Origin of the sequence: Actinoplanes oblitus (assembly GCF_030252345.1) — a bacterium.
Lineage (GTDB): Bacteria > Actinomycetota > Actinomycetes > Mycobacteriales > Micromonosporaceae > Actinoplanes > Actinoplanes oblitus.
Map to the genome: position 1 here is coordinate 3,082,967 of NZ_CP126980.1, position 17,419 is coordinate 3,100,385.

The 17,419-nt window shown below is 75.2% G+C and carries 16 protein-coding genes; 9 read left to right on the forward strand and 7 right to left on the reverse strand.

Annotated features, from left to right (window positions below):
* Positions 1–22: 22 nt before the first annotated feature.
* Together Actob_RS13785 and Actob_RS13790 are read right to left on the reverse strand one after the other, a co-directional pair.
* Positions 23–1,252 carry an ROK family transcriptional regulator gene (locus Actob_RS13785; protein ID WP_284920557.1) on the reverse strand — a complete coding sequence of 410 codons (1,230 nt, stop codon included), beginning with the start codon at positions 1,250–1,252 and terminating at the stop codon, positions 23–25.
* Positions 1,249–3,390 carry an alpha-galactosidase gene (locus Actob_RS13790; RefSeq protein ID WP_284920558.1) on the reverse strand — a complete coding sequence of 714 codons (2,142 nt, stop codon included), beginning with the start codon at positions 3,388–3,390 and terminating at the stop codon, positions 1,249–1,251. Before Actob_RS13790 ends, Actob_RS13785 begins: the two co-directional genes overlap by 4 nt.
* Positions 3,391–3,484: 94 nt before the next feature.
* On the opposite strand from Actob_RS13790, the gene Actob_RS13795 reads away from it, so the two are divergent.
* Entirely contained in the window at positions 3,485–5,941 is a 2,457-nt protein-coding gene (locus Actob_RS13795; protein ID WP_284920559.1) for a glycoside hydrolase family 2 protein, read from the forward strand.
* Between the two features lie 5 nt (positions 5,942–5,946).
* Positions 5,947–6,783, forward strand: coding sequence for a LacI family DNA-binding transcriptional regulator (locus Actob_RS13800; protein WP_284920560.1), 837 nt, complete (start codon positions 5,947–5,949; stop codon positions 6,781–6,783).
* A gap of 158 nt (positions 6,784–6,941) precedes the next feature.
* Here Actob_RS13800 and Actob_RS13805 read toward each other — a convergent pair whose 3' ends face one another.
* A complete protein-coding gene (locus Actob_RS13805) occupies positions 6,942–7,133 on the reverse strand; it encodes a DUF1918 domain-containing protein (protein WP_284920561.1) in 192 nt (63 codons plus the stop codon).
* 219 nt (positions 7,134–7,352) lie between these two features.
* Here Actob_RS13805 and Actob_RS13810 point away from each other — a divergent pair, with 219 nt between their 5' ends.
* From Actob_RS13810 to Actob_RS13820, 3 genes are all read left to right on the forward strand, one after another.
* Positions 7,353–7,625 (forward strand): hypothetical protein, encoded by a 273-nt coding sequence (locus tag Actob_RS13810; protein WP_284920562.1) that lies wholly within the window; start codon positions 7,353–7,355, stop codon positions 7,623–7,625.
* Positions 7,626–7,697: 72 nt separating this feature from the next.
* Positions 7,698–8,036, forward strand: coding sequence for a hypothetical protein (locus Actob_RS13815; protein ID WP_284920563.1), 339 nt, complete (start codon positions 7,698–7,700; stop codon positions 8,034–8,036).
* A 433-nt stretch (positions 8,037–8,469) separates the two neighbouring features.
* A complete protein-coding gene (locus tag Actob_RS13820) occupies positions 8,470–9,036 on the forward strand; it encodes a histidine phosphatase family protein (protein WP_284920564.1) in 567 nt (188 codons plus the stop codon).
* A gap of 66 nt (positions 9,037–9,102) precedes the next feature.
* On the opposite strand, the gene Actob_RS13825 is transcribed toward Actob_RS13820, so the two are convergent.
* Together Actob_RS13825 and Actob_RS13830 are read right to left on the reverse strand one after the other, a co-directional pair.
* Complete coding sequence (locus tag Actob_RS13825) at positions 9,103–9,291, reverse strand: fibronectin type III-like domain-contianing protein (RefSeq protein ID WP_284920565.1); 189 nt, start codon at positions 9,289–9,291, stop codon at positions 9,103–9,105.
* Positions 9,292–9,381: 90 nt separating this feature from the next.
* The gene (locus Actob_RS13830) at positions 9,382–9,651 is read right to left on the reverse strand and encodes a hypothetical protein (protein ID WP_284920566.1); all 270 of its coding nucleotides are present in this window, start codon (positions 9,649–9,651) and stop codon (positions 9,382–9,384) included.
* Between the two features lie 39 nt (positions 9,652–9,690).
* Here Actob_RS13830 and Actob_RS13835 point away from each other — a divergent pair, with 39 nt between their 5' ends.
* A complete protein-coding gene (locus Actob_RS13835) occupies positions 9,691–10,743 on the forward strand; it encodes a LacI family DNA-binding transcriptional regulator (protein WP_284920567.1) in 1,053 nt (350 codons plus the stop codon).
* Positions 10,744–10,950: 207 nt separating this feature from the next.
* A complete protein-coding gene (locus Actob_RS13840; RefSeq protein WP_284920568.1) occupies positions 10,951–11,379 on the forward strand; it encodes a hypothetical protein in 429 nt (142 codons plus the stop codon).
* 282 nt (positions 11,380–11,661) lie between these two features.
* On the opposite strand, the gene Actob_RS13845 is transcribed toward Actob_RS13840, so the two are convergent.
* Positions 11,662–14,268 (reverse strand): helix-turn-helix transcriptional regulator, encoded by a 2,607-nt coding sequence (locus Actob_RS13845; protein WP_284920569.1) that lies wholly within the window; start codon positions 14,266–14,268, stop codon positions 11,662–11,664.
* A gap of 204 nt (positions 14,269–14,472) precedes the next feature.
* On the opposite strand from Actob_RS13845, the gene Actob_RS13850 reads away from it, so the two are divergent.
* Positions 14,473–15,342, forward strand: coding sequence for an alpha/beta hydrolase family protein (locus Actob_RS13850; protein ID WP_407653637.1), 870 nt, complete (start codon positions 14,473–14,475; stop codon positions 15,340–15,342).
* 73 nt (positions 15,343–15,415) lie between these two features.
* Here Actob_RS13850 and Actob_RS13855 read toward each other — a convergent pair whose 3' ends face one another.
* Positions 15,416–15,991 (reverse strand): hypothetical protein, encoded by a 576-nt coding sequence (locus tag Actob_RS13855; RefSeq protein WP_284920570.1) that lies wholly within the window; start codon positions 15,989–15,991, stop codon positions 15,416–15,418.
* 169 nt (positions 15,992–16,160) lie between these two features.
* Between Actob_RS13855 and Actob_RS13860 the strand changes: the two genes are divergently transcribed.
* A complete protein-coding gene (locus tag Actob_RS13860) occupies positions 16,161–17,402 on the forward strand; it encodes an efflux RND transporter periplasmic adaptor subunit (protein WP_284920571.1) in 1,242 nt (413 codons plus the stop codon).
* Positions 17,403–17,419 lie beyond the last annotated feature (17 nt).

The window sequence follows — 17,419 nt, forward strand, 5'->3', positions numbered from 1 at the left end:
GCGGCGTGCGGCCCGGAGCCGGTCAGGCGCGCAGGTGGGACTGGAGGACCAGGGCCGCCGCGCCGGTCGCGGACGCGGTGGCGGCGGCCAGCGAGACGGTGACCGTCACGCCGCGGTGCCAGGTGCGGTCGTCGGCGGTGGCGAGCCGCCGCATGATCGCCGGGCCGTAGATCGCCGACGCCGCCGCGAACCCCGGCCCGGTCAGCACCACCAGGTCGATGTCGAGCAGGTTGACCATCGACTCGGCGGCCGCCGCCACGTAGCGCGCGGACGACTCCAGCAGCGACCGGCAGTGCGGGGCACCGGCCCGGGCGGCCCGGGCGACCGCCCCGAAGTCGGTGGTCACGCTGCGGATCGGCTGGTCCGGGTCGAGACCGGCCTCGGCCGCGGCGACCCGGTCGGCGCGGGCCGCCGTCACCACCGTGCGCGGGCCGGCCAGCACCTCCAGGCAGCCGCGACTGCCGCACCAGCACTCCGGGCCGAACACCTCCAGGCACAGGTGCCCGAACTCGCCGGCGCTGGCGTGGCTGCCGCGCATCGCCCGGCCCTCCACCACGATCCCGGCGCCGATCCCGCCGCCCATGTAGAGCGCCGCGAACGCCCGGTCCGGCCCGACCCGGGCCACCCAGTACTCGCCGACGGCGGCGGCTGTCGCGTCGTTCTCCACCAGCACCGGCCAGCCGGTCGCGGTGGCGAGCCGCCGGCCCAGGTCGTCGCCGCGCAGGCCGCGCAGGTGCGGCAGCACGTCGTCGGAGGGCAGGCCGCCGCTGTGCGGGCCGGGCCAGACGATGCCGACGCCGAGGCAGCGGGCCGGGTCGACGCCGGAGCCGGCGAGCAGCACGTCGATGTCGGCGGCGAGGGCGCTCAGCACCGACTCCCGGTCGTCGCCGAGCGGGGCCGGCCGGGCCAGCCGGGAGATGACACCGCCGGTCTGGCCGGTCAGCACGTACGTCGTGGCGTCCTCGTCCAGGTGCACCCCGACCGCCAGCCGCGCGGCCGGGTCGAGGCGCAGCAGGGTGCGCGGCTTGCCGCCGGTCGGGGTGCGCCCGGTCTCCACGACCAGGCCCTCCTCCAGCAGGCGGCGGACCGTCATGGAGACGGCGGCCTCGGTGAGCCCGGTCATCCGGGCCAGCTCGACGCGGCTCAGCGGCTCGGAGGCGCGGATGGCGTCGAGGATGCTCTCCCGGGCGCCGGGACGACGGCCCCGGCCCGGGCGCCCGGCCGGCGCGGGTGCGCCGACTGCTTCTCTCACGCTTCCTCCACCGCCGTGACGCGTACGAGAAGGACGCGATCGGGAAAGAGCACCGGGAGCCGGAGCCCGACGGTGCCGAGCGTGCGGCCGTTCAGGCGGATCCCCCGGGGCGTGCACCAGGGTAACTCAGCGCCCCAGGCGGCGGCGTTACCGTCAGCCACGTCACCCGGCGGCTGCGGGCGTACGTGGTAGGTGCGCGCCGGGTCGAGGCCGGGCAGCCCGACCGTGCCGGGCGGGTAGGACGCGCTGGTCGCCGTGGCGATCAGGGCGTAGAGGGCGTCGGATCCGTCCCGGGACACCACGCCGGTCACCTGGAAGGCCGGGTCGGCCGGGTCGGCGTGCACCAGCGTGCCGGTGTGCAGCAGCTCACGCACCTGCTTGTACAGGGCCACCCAGGCCGCCAGCTCGGCGAGCTCGGCGGGCGAGGCCCGGGTCAGGTCCCACTCGATCCCCAGGTGCCCCCAGATCGCGGTGCCGGCGCGCGTCGACAGCGGCAGGTTCCGGTGCGTCGTGTGGGAGACCGGCGCGCCGATGTGCGAGCCGATCAGCTCCAGGGGGATCAGCAGGCTGGTCCACCGCTGGATCATCACCCGCTCGTGCGCGTCGATGCAGTCCGACGCCCAGACCCGGTCGGTGCGCTCCAGGATCTCCAGGTCGACCCGCCCGCCGCCGGACGAGCAGGACTCGATCTCCACGCCGGGGTGCCGGGCCCGCAGCTCGTCGAGCAGCCGGTAGACCGCCCGGGTCTGGTCGTGCACGCCGGCCCGCCCGCTGCCCGGATGCCCGGCCTCGACCAGGTCCCGGTTGTGGTCCCACTTCAGGTAGGCGATGTCGTATGCGGTCAGCAGCGCGTCGAGCCGGCCCAGGATGTGGTCGAAGGCGTCCGGGTTGGCCAGGTCGAGGACCTGCTGCTGCCGGGCCGTCCGGGGCAGCCGCGCCCCGGTCGCCATGATCCAGTCGGGGTGCGCCCGGGCCAGCTCCGAGTCCGGGTTGATCATCTCGGGCTCGACCCAGAGGCCGAACTCCAGGCCCAGCCCGCGCACCACGTCGACCAGCGGGCCGAGGCCGTCCGGCCAGACCTCCGGGGAGACGAACCAGTCGCCCAGGCCGGAGGTGTCGTCGCGGCGCGAGCCGAACCAGCCGTCGTCCAGCACGAACCGTTCCGCGCCGATCGCCGCGGCGGCCTTCGCCAGCTCGGTGAGGCGGCCCAGGTCGTGGTCGAAGTAGACCGCCTCCCAGGTGTTCACCACCACCGGGCGGGGCGTGGCCGGGTGCCGCGGGCGGGCGCGCAGGTGCTGGTGGAAGCGGTCGGAGACGCCGTCCAGGCCGGTCGCGCTGTACACCGCGTACAGCCAGGGGGTCCGGTAGGTCTCGCCGGCGGCCAGACTCACCTCGCCGGGCAGCAGCAGCTCACCGCCGCCGAGCGCGGACCAGCCGTGATAGGTGCGCTCGGCGATCGATCGGGCGCCGCCGGAGAACGCGGTGTGCAGCGCCCAGACCTCGCCGCCGCGGTCGGTGAACCCGGACGTGCCGGCGCAGAGCAGGTAGGCCGAGTCGTAGCCGGTGCGGCCGGTGCGGTTCTCCCGGACCCGCAGGCCGTGCGTGAAGGCGGTCCGTTGCGGCTGGCGCTCGCGCAGGTGGTGACCGGTGAAGTCGAGCAACTCGGCGGTGCGCTCCGGCACCGGGAGGAAGATCGTGAGGTGCTCCAGCCAGTAGGTGCCGGGCGCCGTGCTGGTCAGCGCGGCCCGCGCGCGCAGCACCCCGGACGGGTGCAACTCCAGGTCGATGGCCAGGTCCAGGGCCGCCTCCGGATCGGTCGCGAGGATGCGTACGCCCGCCGCGTCCCGCTCGATCCGGGACACCCGGAACGCCGTCGCCCACGCCCGCCCGTCCCGGTGCCCGGCCAGCCCCGGCGTGCCGAGCCAGCCGGACGACTGCTCGGGAACCGGGGACACCCGCACCGCGCCGTCCACCGAGAAACCGATCGGCTGCGGGGCGGCCGCCAGCATCAGGCCGGCGGTGATCTCCTCGTCGTCGAGCGCGGCCCCCCAGTGCACCACCGACGGCAGCCCCGGGCCCCGGCAGTCGAGCACGAGGCTCACCCCGGCGGCGCTCAGGTGTAACAGCTCCGGCCCCATCGGTGACTCCCTACCAGCGTTGACGGACTTCGTTCAGTTGCTTAAGAATGTTAGCCGCCCCGCCTGCGGCGGCACTACGACAGGAGCCACTGGAATGATCAGAACCGACCTGCACGCGGGCTGGACCGTGCGCGCCGCCGGCGGACCGGTCCCCGCGGAGATCGCCGCCGAGCCGGTCCCGGCCACCGTGCCCGGCACGGTGCACACCGACCTGCTCGACGCCGAGCTGATCCCGGACCCCTACCTGGGCGAGAACGAGGCGGCCCTGGTCTGGTTCCACCGGGCGGCGTGGCTCTACGAGACGACGCTGCGGGCCGCGCCGGCCGCCGCCGACGAGCGGGTCGATCTGGTCTTCGAGGGCCTGGACACGGTCGCGACCATCACCCTGGACGGCGGCGAGCTGGGGCGGACCGCGAACATGCACCGGAGCTACCGGTTCGACGTGCGGGACCGGCTGCGCGACGGCGGGGTTCCGCTGGCGGTCCGGTTCGACTCGGCGCTCGACTACGCCGAGGAGCTGCAGAAGGTGATCGGCGAACGCCCCCGGCCGTATCAGCACCCGTTCAACGCCGTACGCAAGATGGCCTGCTCCTTCGGCTGGGACTGGGGGCCGGACCTGCAGACGGCCGGGATCTGGAAGCCGGTGCGGGTGGAGCGGTGGCGGGTCGCGCGGCTGGCCTCGGTGCGGCCGCTGGCCACGCTGGACGCCGACGGGACCGGCCGGCTGGTGCTGCATGTCGATGTGGAGCGATCCGGGCTGTCCGCGGCGGCCGACCTGGACGTGGACGTCACCCTCGGCGAGCAGAAGGCCACGTTCACCATCGCCGCCGGCGAGAGCTCGGGCCGGACCGAGATCGCGGTGCCGGACGCGCCGGCCTGGTGGCCGATCGGCTACGGCGATCAACCGCTGGTCGACCTGCGGGTCCGGCTGCTGGACGACACCGGCGAGCGGGACGCCCGGCAGGTCCGGGTCGGCTTCCGGACGGTGACGGTGGACGAGACGCCCGACGAGATCGGCAGCGCGTTCACCCTGCACGTCAACGGCACGCCGATCTTCGTGCGCGGCCTCAACTGGATCCCCGAGGACCATCTGCTCACCCGCCTGACCAGGGAGACCTACGCCGCGGCGATCGACCGGGCGATCGAGGCCAACACCAACCTGCTGCGCGTCTGGGGTGGTGGCATCTACGAGAGCGAGGACTTCTACGACCTCTGCGACGAGCGCGGCATCCTGGTCTGGCAGGACTTCCCGCTGGCCTGCGCCGCCTACGCCGAGGAGGAGCCGCTCCGCTCGGAGATCCTCGCCGAGGCCCGGGAGAACGTCGCCCGGCTCACCCCGCACCCGTCGCTCGCGGTGTGGAACGGCGGCAACGAGAACATCTGGGGACACCAGGACTGGGACTGGAAGTCCCAGCTGGGCGACCTGACCTGGGGTGCGAGGTACTACTACGAGGACTTCCCGGCGCTGCTGGCCGAGCTGGACCCGACCCGGCCGTACCACCCGGGCAGCCCGTCCAGCCCGGGCCACGACCCCGAGGTGGTCCACCCCAACGACGACAGGTATGGCACCCGGCACGAGTGGGAGGCGTGGAACCGGGAGGACTACACCCACCACGACAACTTCCTGCCCCGGTTCTGCTCCGAGTTCGGCTGGCAGGCGCCGCCGACCTGGTCGACGCTGCGCGAGTCGCTCGCGCCGGAGGACTTCGACCAGGACTCGCCGGCGTTCCTGCTGCACCAGAAGGCCGAGGACGGCAACGGCAAGCTGAACCGCGGGGTGGCCCGCCACATGCGGGTGCCGGCCGGCTTCGAGGAGTGGCACTGGGCGACGCAGCTGAATCAGGCGCGGGCCACGGCGTACGCGATCGCGCACCTGCGCGGCCACGCGCCGCGCACCATGGGCAGCATCCTCTGGCAGCTCAACGACTGCTGGCCGGTCACCTCGTGGGCGGTCGTCGACGGCGCCGGGCGGCGCAAGCCGGCCTGGTACGCGCTGCGCCGCTGCTACGCGCCGCGGCTGCTCGCCTTCCGCGACGGCGAGCTGGTGGTGGTCAACGACAGCCCCGACCCGTGGCGGGCGACGGTCCGGTTGCGCCGGTCCGGGTTCCAGGGCCCGGTCCTCGCCTCCGCCGAGCTCGACATCGACGTGGCACCCCGGTCGGTGGCCGCCGTCCCCCTGGACCCGGCGCTGACCACGCCCGGTGACGTGACCCGGGAGGTCCTCGTCGCGGACGCCGACGGGCTGCGGGCCACCCACCTGTTCGCCGAGGACTTCGATCTCGCGTACGACCCGGCGGCGCTGACGGCGGACATCAGCCCGGTCGAGGGCGGATACTCCATCACCGTGACCGCTACCTCGTTCGCCCGTGACATCGCCGTGCTGGCCGACAAGATCGACCCTGCCGCGCAGGTCGACGACATGCTCGTCGACCTGCTGCCGGGCGAGAGCCACACCTTTTCGGTACGCACCACGTCGGCCGACCCGCGAGCCTTCCGCACCCCCGCGGTGCTGCGCTCGGCCAACGCGCTCGCCGCACCGGCCGAGGCCTGACCGCGGTGGCCGGCGGGCTGATCGGGCTGGTGCTGACCGGCAGCGCCGACCGGATCGGGGTGGAGCCGTTCTTCATGGAGCTGATCGCCGGCATGGAGGAGGCGCTCGCCCCGGCCGGCGCCACCGTGCTGCTGCTGGTGGTGCCGGACCTGGACGCCGAGCTGGCCACCTACCGGCGCTGGGCGCGGGACCGCACCGTGGCGGCGGTGGTCGTGGTCAACCTGGTGCACGACGACGTCCGCCCGGACCAGGTGGCCGGGCTCGGCCTGCCCGCGGTGCTGGCCGGCAAGCACCCCGGGCCGTACGCGAAGGTGGTCACCGACGACGCCGGGGCGATGACCGCCGCCGTCGAGACGCTCAGCGGCCTCGGGCACCGGGTGGTCGGCCGGGTGAGCGGGCCGGCCGAGCTGGTGCACACCGCGGAGCGGACCATCGCGATCCGCGCCGCGGCCGAGGCGCACGGCGTCACGGTGGCCATCGTCGAGGGCGACTACAGCGCCGAGGCCGGCGTGCGCGGCCTGCGCGAGCTGCTGGCCGGGTCGCCGGCGCCGACCGCGATCGTGTTCGACAACGACGTGATGGCGGTGGCGGCGGAGCAGGAGCTGATCCGGTCCGGGGTGCCGGTGCCCGGCCAGGTCAGCCTGCTGGCCTGCGACGACTCACCGCTGTGCGAGCTGGCGGTGCCGCCGCTCTCCGCGCTCAGCACGGATGTGCACGAGCACGGGCTGACGCTGGGGCGGGCGGTGCTGGACCTGGTCCGGGGTGGCCCAGGGCGGGAGCACCCCGGACCGGCGATCAGCATCCGGCAGCGGGACAGCACCGGGCCGGCTCCGGCCCGGTAGTCCCGCCAGCGGTCGTGGCCCGGGACGGCGTGCGCCTCCGGGCCGGTTCCGGTCAGCGGTCGTGGCCCGGGACGGCGTGCGCCTCCGGGCCGGTTCGGGCTCCGGTCAGCGGTCGTGGCCCGGGACGGCGTGCGCCTCCGGGCCGGTTCGGGCTCCGGTCAGCGGTCGTGGCCCGGGACGACGTGCGCCTCCGGGCCGGGGAAGAACAGGCCGGTGCGGCCGTCGGCCCACTCCACCTCATAGGGCGGCGTGCCGTCCTGATGACGCAGGCGGACGATGGTGCCCACCTTGGTGCCGTCACCGACGTGCCGGCCGTTGATGACGAGCTGGTCCCCTTCACGCGCGATCATGTGGCTGCCTCCGTTCGGGTGTGGCGTCTCTGGCAGCATCGCACCGTCCAGCCCGGACGCGTCCGGATGCTCGCCATCTGCTGATACACCCATAGCGCCGCAGCCCGGTGATGGTGATGAAGGCCCAGGTCACCGGCTGCTGTCGGAAGAATGCCGGACGCGGCACCCAGGTTGCTCGGCGAGGATGTCCGGAACGGGGATTCAGGTACGGGGGTGCCGATGATGATGATCGTGGTCGTCGCGCTGATCGGGTTGGTGATCGCGCTCGGTCTCGCCTTCTCGCCGTGGCCGCGCCGGCGGCCCGCGGCCCGGCACGTCGACCGCCTGGTGGCGCCCCCGCCGCCGCTGCCGGACAGCCTGGAGGGCGTGCTCACCGGGCAGCTGCTGGCCGGCGAGATCTCGTCGCGGCAGTATGTGCGCGCCCTGGAGCGCATCGCCGCCCGCGACGAGCGACGGCATCCGATGTCGGTGCCCCGCGACTACCGCCCCTGAGGAGATGATCAGTGGGCTCGCTCCCAGATTCCAGGTGTGCGCACCGTGGCCTCGGGGTATCGAGGGGCGACCATGACTGTCCGGGGGATGATCGAGATGCTGTTGTCCGTGCTCAGCGCCGGTGTGATCGCCGCGTTGACGCTGGCCTTCTGGCCGTACCGGCGAGGCGGCCCGGCCGGTCCGGCCATCGGTCCCGGCCCGCTCTCGACCGTCCTGCTGCCGGACGCTGTGGTCGCCGGCCCGCCGCCGGTGCCGCGGGCGGAGAGCACCGAGGGGCTGCTGGTCGTCCAACTGCTGCGCGACGAGCTGAGCCCGGAGCAGTACCGCACCGCGATGGCCTCGCTGGCCGCCCGCGAGGAGGCCCGCGATCCGATGCGGCTGCCCGGCGAGATCGGCCCGGCGACCGACTAGACCGCTGTCGGATTCTTTCGGTACGCCCACGGCACCCCGCCGTGGGCACGCGTCCGCCCGGGTCCCCGGGCCCGTCCGCTAGCTGTCGCGCGTTGGTGTGACGGCTCCCCGCTCACCCCGGGAACTATCGCGGGTCGGTGTGGCGGTTCCCCGGCTCACCCCGAGAATTGGCGCGGGTCGGTGTGACGTTCCCGCTCACCCCGGAAGCTGGCGCGGGTCGGTGTGACGGCTCCCCGGCTCACCCCCGGAGCTGGCGCGGGCCGGTATGACGATTCCCCGGCTCACCCGGGGCCGCGTGTGCGGGCGCCGCCGCGTACCGGAAAGCCTTGACCGCGGGCCGGAGCGGGCCGCGGGTGGTGAGCGGCACAGGCGTCGCGCGGGCGGGACCCGGAGCCGGGTGGAAAGGTGGAGCCCGGCGACGAAGGGGTGGCGGATGACGGAGATCGTGCTGGTGCGGCACGGGCAGACCGAGTGGAGTGCGAACGGGCGGCACACCTCGTACACGGACCTGGAGCTGACCGCGGAGGGTGAGGCGCAGGCGCGCCGGGCCGGGGAGCGGCTGGGCGGGCGGCGGTTCGCCGCCGTGCTGGTCAGTCCCCGGAAACGGGCGTTGCGGACGGCCGAGCTGGCCGGGCTGACGGTCACCGAGGTGACCGAGGACCTGGCCGAGTGGAACTACGGGGAGTACGAGGGGATCACCACCACGCGGATCCGTGCCGGGCGGCCCGACTGGTCGCTGTGGGAGCACGGGTGCCCGGGCGGCGAGTCGGCCGAGCAGGTCGGCGCGCGGCTCGACCGGGTGCTGGCGCGGGCCCGGGAGTGGGACGGGGACGTGGCGCTGGTCGGGCACGGGCACAGCCTGCGGGTGGCCGGGGCGCGCTGGATCGGGCTGCCGCCGAGCGCCGGCGGCCTGCTCCGGCTGGACACCGCGACGGTGTCCACGCTCGGTTTCGAGCACGGCGCCGACCCGGTGCTGAGCACCTGGAACGCGCCCTGCTGACCGGCCGTCGTCGGGCGGCCGGCCCGTCATCGCAGGACGGTTGCGATGACGGGCCGGCCGGCCCGGTCACAGGGTGGCTCGAATGTCGCCCAGGCCGCGAGCGATCAGCAATTGTGCACCGGAGGCACGCTCCCAGTCTCCGGTCGTGGTGTTCCACACACGCCACGTCCGCGCGTCGGTGGTGATCGTGACCCGGGCCGACTCGCCGGCCCCGGCCGTGACGGCGGTCCAGCCGGCCAGCCGGACCGGCTGCACCGGGTCGTCCAGGCGCGGGTAGGCCTGGACGACCTCGCGGTAACCGAGGAACGGGCCTGCGGCGTACGCCAGCCGGGCCCTCCATCGGCGTCACCGACCAGGCCGGCGACTTCTCATCGGCGGCCGGGACTGTGGTGACCAGCCGCCCGGCCGGTTCGATGTCACCGGGCAGCGCCGCCGCGACCGCATGCCCGCCTCCTGACCGGGCGGCCCGGCCCAGAGCACCGCGTCGATCCGGGACAGCCAGGCATCAGCACCGGAGAGCCGGGTCTCGGGCAACCCGATCCGGCCGCGGGGTGCCAGCGTGAACGTCGTCGCGCCGGTGAGCAGAGCGACCTTGGTAGCCAGGTCGAGTGTCATGCGTCTCATACTGACACGTGTAAGTAGTAAAGTCACCCCATGCCCGACACCCGCCGGATCACCAGCGCCGACGTCGCCCGCCACGCGGGCGTGTCCCGGGCGACGGTCAGCTACGTCCTGAACGCCACCCCCGGCCAGAGCATCTCCCCGGCCACCCGCGACCGCGTGCTGCGGGCCGCCGCCGGTCTCGGCTACGCGCCGTCGGCCGCCGCGCGCACCCTCCGGACCGGACGCTCCGACGTGGTGCTCTGCCTGCTGCCCGACTGGCCGATCGGCAACGAGGTGGGCGACCTGCTCGGCAACCTGTCCACCGCGCTGGCCCGGGAGGGGCTCACCTTCGTGGTCCATCCCGGCAGCCGGGCCGACCGGCCGATCGCCGAGATCTGGAAGGCGATCACGCCGGCCGCGGTGCTGTCCTTCACCGACTTCTCCGACGCGGAGACCGAGGCGATGCGGGCGGCCGGGGTGGCGCTGGTGGTGGCGCTGCTCGGGCGGGCCGGGCGGCACGGGCGCGAGCTGGAGGTGCCGCAGCAGCTGGTCGGCAGGCGACAGGCGGAACACCTTCTGGCTACCGGCCACACCCGCCTGGGCTACGCCTACCCGGACGACCCGCGCCTGCAGATCTTCGCGGAGCCGCGGCTGGCCGGGGTGCGCGCGGTGGTCGACCGGCAGCCGGCCACCCCGGTCGGGGAGGGTGGTGCTCCGGAGCCGGCCGTGGTCGTCCGGGACGGCGGCGCCCCCGGGCCGGAGCCGCTGGTCGAGGTGGTGCCGCTCGACGTCGCACCGGCCGCGGCGGCGGTGGAACGGTGGCGGGCGGCCGGGGTGACCGGGGTGTGTGCCTACAACGACGAGGTCGCCCTGGCCGTGCTCGCCGGGGCGCGGGCGCTGGCGATGACCGGGCTCGCGGTGATCGGGGTGGACGACATCCCGGCGGCGCGGCTGGCCGTCCCCCCGCTGACCACGGTGACCACCGACCAGCGCACGCTCGCCGCCCACCTGGCCACCACCGTGGTGGCCGCGGTCAGCGGCCGCCCCGCCCCGATCCTGCACACCGCCGACCTGATCCGTGTCGTCGTGCGCGACTCGGCCTGAGTCCGCCGCGGGCCGCTCCGCCCCGATCCCGCATACCGCCGATCTGATCCGTGTCGTCGTGCGCGACTCGGCCTGAGCCCGCCGCGGGCCGGCTCGGCGGCCGGCCGCGCGCTGACAACGAACGCACAGGTACGGCACATGGTCGTTTCAGGCCCGGGGCGAATCGTGAAGGGCATCACGAGGGGAACCCAGTCGAGGGGAAGCACCATGATCACCGAGTGGAACCGCGGAGCCGACGGCGTCACCACCCGCGCACCGGCCCCGGCCGCCGATCCGGTCGTCGCCGTCCTCGGTCAGCAGAGCCGGGTCGCCGCCCTGCCGCCCCACCTGCCGTCCGGCTGGCAGATGCGGCAGCTCGGCTCGATCGACGACGCGCGCCCCGGCGAGCTGGTGCTGCTCAGCGGCGCGCGCGCCGAGGACGTGCGGCTGGCCCGGGCGGTCCTGCCCCGCGCCAGCCGGGTCGTCGCGCTGATCGACGAGTGGGCGCCCGCCGAGCTGGTGGCCGGCGTCCTGACCGCCGGCGCGGACGTCTGCGTGCGCGGCGGCCACCCGGCGATCCTGGCCGGCCACCTGGTCGCCTGCCGCCGCCAGCTCGCCGAGCGCTGGGCCAATATGGACCTGCCCCACCCTGCCTGACCCGGCCAGCCCGACCCGCCTGACCCTGCCTGACCCGGCCAGCCCGACCCGCCTGACCCGCCCGAGCCGGCCAGCCCGACCCGCCCGAGCCGGCCAGCCCGACCCGCCCGAGCCGGCCAGCCCGACCCGGCCAGCCCGACCCGCCCGAGCCGGCCGGCCCGACCCGATCAGCCCGGCCAGCCCGGCCTGGTCCGCCTGACTCGGCCCGCCTGACGTGGCCCGCTCGACCCACCCGGTGAGGCTGACCCCGCCGGGCCTGCGGGGCGGTGTGGCCCCGGCGGGTCAGCGGGCGGCGAGCAGGTGTGCCATCTCGGTGCGGGAGCGCACCCCCAGCCGGGCGAAGACGTTCCGCAGATGATGGTCGACGGTCCGGGGGCTGAGGTGCAGCTCCTGGGCGACCTCCCGATTGGTGGCGCCCTCCGCCACCAGTGTCGCGATCCGCTCCTGCTGGGCGGTCAGCTCGACGCCCTCCCACGCCTTCGGCCCGGACCGCTCGGCCGCGGCACGCCGTTCGCTTCCGGCGCGTTCCCCGGCGGCCCGCAATTCCCGTACGCTCTGCGCCGCCCACGGTTCGGCCCCGAGCAGCCGGAACGTGTCCGCCGCCCGGCGCAGGTGCTCGCGGGCCGCCACGTGCCGGCGACGGCGGCGCAGCAACCGGCCGTAGAGCAACTCGGTGTGCGCCCGCGGGAAGCCGGCCTCGCCGACCCGCCGCAGCGCCGCGTGGAAGTGCGCCTCGGCGGCCTCGCCGTCCCGCGTCCGCAGCGCCCGGCACCTGTCGCGCAGCGCCAGCCAGCCGGCCTGCCCGGTCCGCCCGGCCCAGCCGTCGAACGCGGCGGCCACCGCGTTCAGCGCCGGTTCCGGGCCGGCCGCCTCCAGCAGGTGCGGAACCACCGCCACCCGCAGCAGCACCGAACCGTGGCCGGGTGGGCCGGCCACCACGAGGTGCAGCCGTTCCGCGGCGGCCCGGCGCTGCCCGTCGACCAGGTCCAGCAGGGCCAGGGCCCACTCGCACAGCGGGCGCGCCTGATCGGTTCCGGTCGCTGCCCGGATCCGTGTCTGTCCGCTGTCCCGGTCCCCGACCAGGGCGGCCAGCACCGCGAGGATCCCGAGGTGGGTGCCGGCCAGCGCGCTCTGGCCGGTGCCCCGGGCCGTCGCCACGCCGTCGAGCGCCGCCGTCGTCGCCGCGTCGTAGTCCCCGGACGCCATCCCGGCCAGCGCGGCCAGCTCCAGCGCGCGCGGCACCAGGCTGTGCGCGCCGGCCTCGCGGGCCAGCACCACCGCCCGTGCCGCCGCGGTGGTGGCTCGCCGGGCGTCGCCGACCAGGATGGCCGCGGTCGCCGCCCGGATCAGCGGGACCGGCTCGGCGACCTCGACGGCCAGGTCCAGCTCCCGCCGGAGCCGGGCGAACGCGGCCGCCTCGTCCCGGCAGGCGATGTCGGCGAGCCCGGCCACGTGGTGATAGGCCATCGCCAGCGCCGCCGGTTCGTCGCCCCGCCGCCCGGCCGCGACCCGGCGCGCCAGTGCCGCGTATCGCCCCTGCTCCTGGTCCAGGCCGGCGGCCTCGCCGGCCAGCGACAACGCGTCCAGGGCGGCCACCGGATCACTGTCGGCGAGGTCGGCCGCCACGTCCAGCAGGATGTCCCGCGACGCCGGCTCGTCCGGCCGGATCTCCGCGGCGAGGGCCCGCGCCCGCACCCGGGTCCGCGCCGCGGTCACCTGGCGGAGCAGCGGGCCGGCCTGGTGCGGGTGGCCGGCCAGCCAGGCCGAGCGGGCGGCGTCGAGCAGGGCGGCGTCGCGGGCGGCGGGGTCGGGGGTGAGCTGCGCGGCGTACCGGAAAGCCGCTGTCGCGTCGGACGGCGCGGCCGGCGCGGCAGCCTCGGTGAGCTCGGCGGCGAGCGCGGGGTCGGCGGTGGCCGAGGCCGCCGCGCGGTGCAGGAGCGCGTCCAGTCTCCGGCCGCGAGCGGCAGCGACCCCGGCCAGCGCGAGGTGCGCTGTCCGCCGGTCGGCCGACGACATCTCCCGGTACGCCACCCCGCGCGCGACGGCCGACCCGAAGTGGACAGCGGTGCCGTCGACGGTGATCAGTCCGGCGCGTTCGGCGGGACCGAGGTCGGCCGGTCCGGCGCCGGTCGCGACGGCCAGCAGGTCGGGGAGCGGGGCCGGCGGATCGGCGGCGGCCAGCCGGAGCAGCCGGCGGGTGGTCGCCGGGAGAGCGGCCAGTTCGGTGCGGAGACGCCGGCGCAGCGGGCTGTGCGCGGGCAGCTCGGCGGGCAGCGGGCGGTAGCCGCGGCGCTGCTCCGGGGAGAGATCGGTGGCGAGGTCGATCAGCGCGGCCGGGTTGCCGCCGGACAGGCCGGCCAGGGCCAGGGCGACGTCGTCGGCGAGGTCGGGGGCGTGCTCGGCGAGCAGGGCGCGGCAGGCGGGCGGGTCGAGCGGCGGGACGTGGCGGGCCGGCAGGTCGAGGCCGGTGAGGCCGGGCGGGCCGGCGGCCAGGACCGCGATCCGGTCGGTCGCGAGCCGGCGGGCGGCGTACGCGATGACCTCACGGGACGGGGTGTCGAGCAGGTGCGCGTCGTCCAGCAGGCAGAGCAGCGGGCGGTCGGCCGCCGCCGTCCGCAGGTGCCGCAGGAGGGCATCGCCGGCGGTGACCACCGCGGCGGCGTCGCGGGCCGCGGGCCAGGCGATCCGGTCGGTGAGGCGGCGCAGGGCGGCGCACGGGAAGGAACGCTCGGCGGCGTGCCCGGGGACGGACCACACGGTCCAGTGCGCGGCGTGCGGGAGGGCCGAGCGCAGCAGGCTGCTGCGGCCGGAGCCGGGACCGCCGCGGAGGACGAGCCCGCCGCCCCGGCCGTCGGCGGCCGCGTGCAGGAGGCGCTCGACTTCTTGCACTAGTGGTGCATGAAACATGTCGAGAGTGTTACGCGACCGGGCCCGGTTCGAAAGAAGAGCGTCGATGTCGTGCAAGGGGTGAAATTTCCGGGATGTTGCAGGGTGATGAACGCGAGGCCGGTGATTTCGCCGATGCGTGCCCGCGCGGGGGCTGCGCAGACTGGCGCTCGTCGAACCGTCCCCCCAGGTGAAGGAGTATTCGACGTGCACCGGACTTGGAAACGCGTGCTGGTGAGCGTGGCCGCCGCGATCGCGCTCACCGCACCGCTCGGCGCCACCGCCGCGCACGCGGCCGACAACCCCTACCAGCGTGGCCCGGACCCGACGCTGGCCGCGCTGCAGGCGAGCCGCGGACCCTACGCGGTCTCGACCACCTCGGTCTCCCGGCTCAGCGCCGTCGGCTTCGGCGGCGGCACCATCTACTACCCGACCAGCACCGCCGACGGCACGTTCGGGGCGATCGCCATCTCGCCCGGGTTCACCGCGTACTGGTCCAGCATCTCGTGGCTGGGACCGCGGCTCGCGTCGCACGGCTTCGTGGTGATCGGCATCGAGACGCTGACCACCGCCGACCAGCCGGACTCGCGCGGCGACCAGCTGCTCGCCGCGCTGGACTACCTGACCACCCGCAGCTCGGTGCGCGGCCGGATCGACGCCGGCCGGCTCGCTGTCGCCGGGCACTCGATGGGTGGCGGCGGCAGCCTGGAAGCGGCGAGCGACCGGCCGACGCTGCAGGCCGCGGTGCCGCTCGCGCCCTGGGACCTGGACAAGTCGTGGACCGAGCTGCGCGTCCCGACGCTGATCGTGGGTGGCGAGGCGGACACCGTCGCGCCGGTGGCCAGCCACTCGATCCCGTTCTACAACAGCATCCCGGCGTCGGCCGAGAAGTCCTACCTGGAGCTGAACGGGGCCAGCCACTTCTTCCCGCAGACGGTGAACACGCCCACGGCGGTGCAGGCGGTGTCCTGGCTGAAGCGGTTCGTGGACAACGACACCCGCTACGACAAGTTCATCTGCCCGGGGCCGAGCAGCACGTCGATCTCCGACTACCGCAGCAGCTGCCCGCTGTCCTGAACCTTTCCGGGAGATGACCGTGCCGGCCTCGTCACGACGGGGGGACGAACGAGGCCGGCACGGGGTCCTTCGCCTACGAGGCGGCCGAGGGCCGCAGCACCTCGCAGGTCTGGACGGCCTTCTTGGTGGTGGCGTCCGACTCGTCGAGCTTGCCGGTGTCGGCGACGCCGTTGTCCTTCAGGCAGTCGAGGTACGCCGCGTTCGCGCCGTTCCCGCCGCCGGTGTCGCGCCCGCCGAAGCTGGGCCGCACCGAGGCGCACGCCTGCTGGGCCTTGGTCCAGGTCGCCTCGTCCACGCCGTCCGGCTTCTGCGGGCCGCCACCGCCGGGGAAGCCGCCACGGCCGCCGGCGAAGCTGCCGGAGGGCCGCGGCATCCCGGAGGGCCGGGCGCCGTCCGGCGCGCCGGACGGGCGCGTGCCGCCGTCACCCGGGCCGCCGGACGGCATCGTGACGGTCACGCCGTTCTCCGACAGACATGCGGTGTACGCCGCGAACGCCGAGTTGCCGCCGCCGTTCTGGCCGGCCGTGCCGGTCGCCGCGCCGCCGCTGTCGTCCTTGTCGCCGCACGCCGCGGTGAAGGCCATCGACACGAACGCCACCGCCGCGCACGCCGCGACCCGGCGGGCCACCTTCGACTTGACTACCGGCACAAGCGCCTCCTTGGTCATGAGCGGGTACGACGGCACAGCGAACCCGGCCTTCCTATGCGGAAGATCGGACGGGGCTAGGAATTGCCTTTGAGTGGCGTCCGGCGGCTCCCAGCGAACTCCGAGGCAGGACCGAGCCGGTGGCGAGGACGGCTGGCCAGACTCCTCGGCCATGGGTATCGCACTGGCCGGTCGCCGGCGTTCGATCTGGCTCGGCGTGCTGGTCGTCGTGCTCGCCTCGCTCGCCTTCGGCGTGCTGCGCGTACTGACGGCGGACGGCGCGCGGGAGCCGGCGGCGGCCGAGACCGCCACCGTCGACAGGGGCGCGGTGACCACCGAGGTGGCCACCACCGGGACGGTGCAGGCGGCGCAGACGCGCAGCCTGTCGTTCGCTGTGGACGGGACGGTGGAGAGCGTCGAGGTCCGGGCGGGTACCACGGTGACGGCGGGCCAGGTGCTCGCGAAGGTGGACGACGACGACGCGCGGGACGCGGTGGACGAGGCACGGGACGCGCTGGACGCGGCACGGGACGCGCTCGCCGACGCCAAGGAGGCGGCTGCCGCGACCACGAGTGGCACCACCGGGTGTGCCGCCGCGGCGGCCTATCGGGTGCCGGCCTCCGCGTCGGCGTCGCCGTCGGCCTCGTCCCGCCCGAGCGTGTCGGCATCGGCTCGACCGGCCGCCACCACCGCCGCTCCGGCCGCCACCGGGACCGAGCGGAGCGGCGGGGCGACGGGTGGCGGCACGGCCACGTGCGCCGCCGGGACCACCGGCGGCGGTGACACCGCTCAGCAGGGCCGGCAGAGCGACGGCGACGCCATCCTCACCGCGCAACAGCGGGTCAACGCCGCCGAGACCACCCTGGAGGAGAAGGAGGACGCGCTGGTGGGCGCCACCATCACCGCACCCATCGCCGGCCGCGTCCTCACCGTCGGCGGCAAGGTCGGCAGCCAGGTCGACTCCGGCTCCACCTTCATCACCCTGGCCGACGTCTACGACATGCAGATCAGCGCCGACTTCCCGGAGGCCGACGCCGACCACCTGGCGGTCCAGCAGAAGGCGGTGATCACCCTGGCCGACAAGCCGGGCGAGACGTTCGACGCCACCCTGGTGGTGGTCGACCCGGTCGGCACCAGCGACGGCACGCTCACCACGTTCGGCGTACTGCTCTCCTTCGTCGACGCGCCGAAGGATCTGCTGGTCGGGCAGACCGCCCAGGTCAGGGTGACCACCGGCAGCAAGCGGGACGTGCTCCGGGTGCCGAGCACCGCGGTGCACGACGTGGCCGGCGCGAGCGGGACGGTGCGCCGGGACGGCGCCCGGGTCGAGGTACGGATCGGCCTGCGGGGTGACCAGTACACCGAGATCACCTCGGGGCTGACCGAGGGTGATGTGGTGTCCCGATCCTGGTGACAGCCGGCTCATAGCCG

Coding starts and splice junctions, on each gene's coding strand:
- Actob_RS13815 (WP_284920563.1), top strand. CDS start 7,698: ATGACTGTCCGGGGGATGATCGAGATGCTGTTGTCCGTGCTCAGCGCC.
- Actob_RS13795 (WP_284920559.1), top strand. CDS start 3,485: ATGATCAGAACCGACCTGCACGCGGGCTGGACCGTGCGCGCCGCCGGC.
- Actob_RS13820 (WP_284920564.1), top strand. CDS start 8,470: ATGACGGAGATCGTGCTGGTGCGGCACGGGCAGACCGAGTGGAGTGCG.
- Actob_RS13790 (WP_284920558.1), bottom strand. CDS start 3,390: ATGGGGCCGGAGCTGTTACACCTGAGCGCCGCCGGGGTGAGCCTCGTG.
- Actob_RS13860 (WP_284920571.1), top strand. CDS start 16,161: ATGGGTATCGCACTGGCCGGTCGCCGGCGTTCGATCTGGCTCGGCGTG.
- Actob_RS13840 (WP_284920568.1), top strand. CDS start 10,951: ATGATCACCGAGTGGAACCGCGGAGCCGACGGCGTCACCACCCGCGCA.
- Actob_RS13830 (WP_284920566.1), bottom strand. CDS start 9,651: ATGACACTCGACCTGGCTACCAAGGTCGCTCTGCTCACCGGCGCGACG.
- Actob_RS13810 (WP_284920562.1), top strand. CDS start 7,353: ATGATGATGATCGTGGTCGTCGCGCTGATCGGGTTGGTGATCGCGCTC.
- Actob_RS13805 (WP_284920561.1), bottom strand. CDS start 7,133: ATGATCGCGCGTGAAGGGGACCAGCTCGTCATCAACGGCCGGCACGTC.
- Actob_RS13835 (WP_284920567.1), top strand. CDS start 9,691: ATGCCCGACACCCGCCGGATCACCAGCGCCGACGTCGCCCGCCACGCG.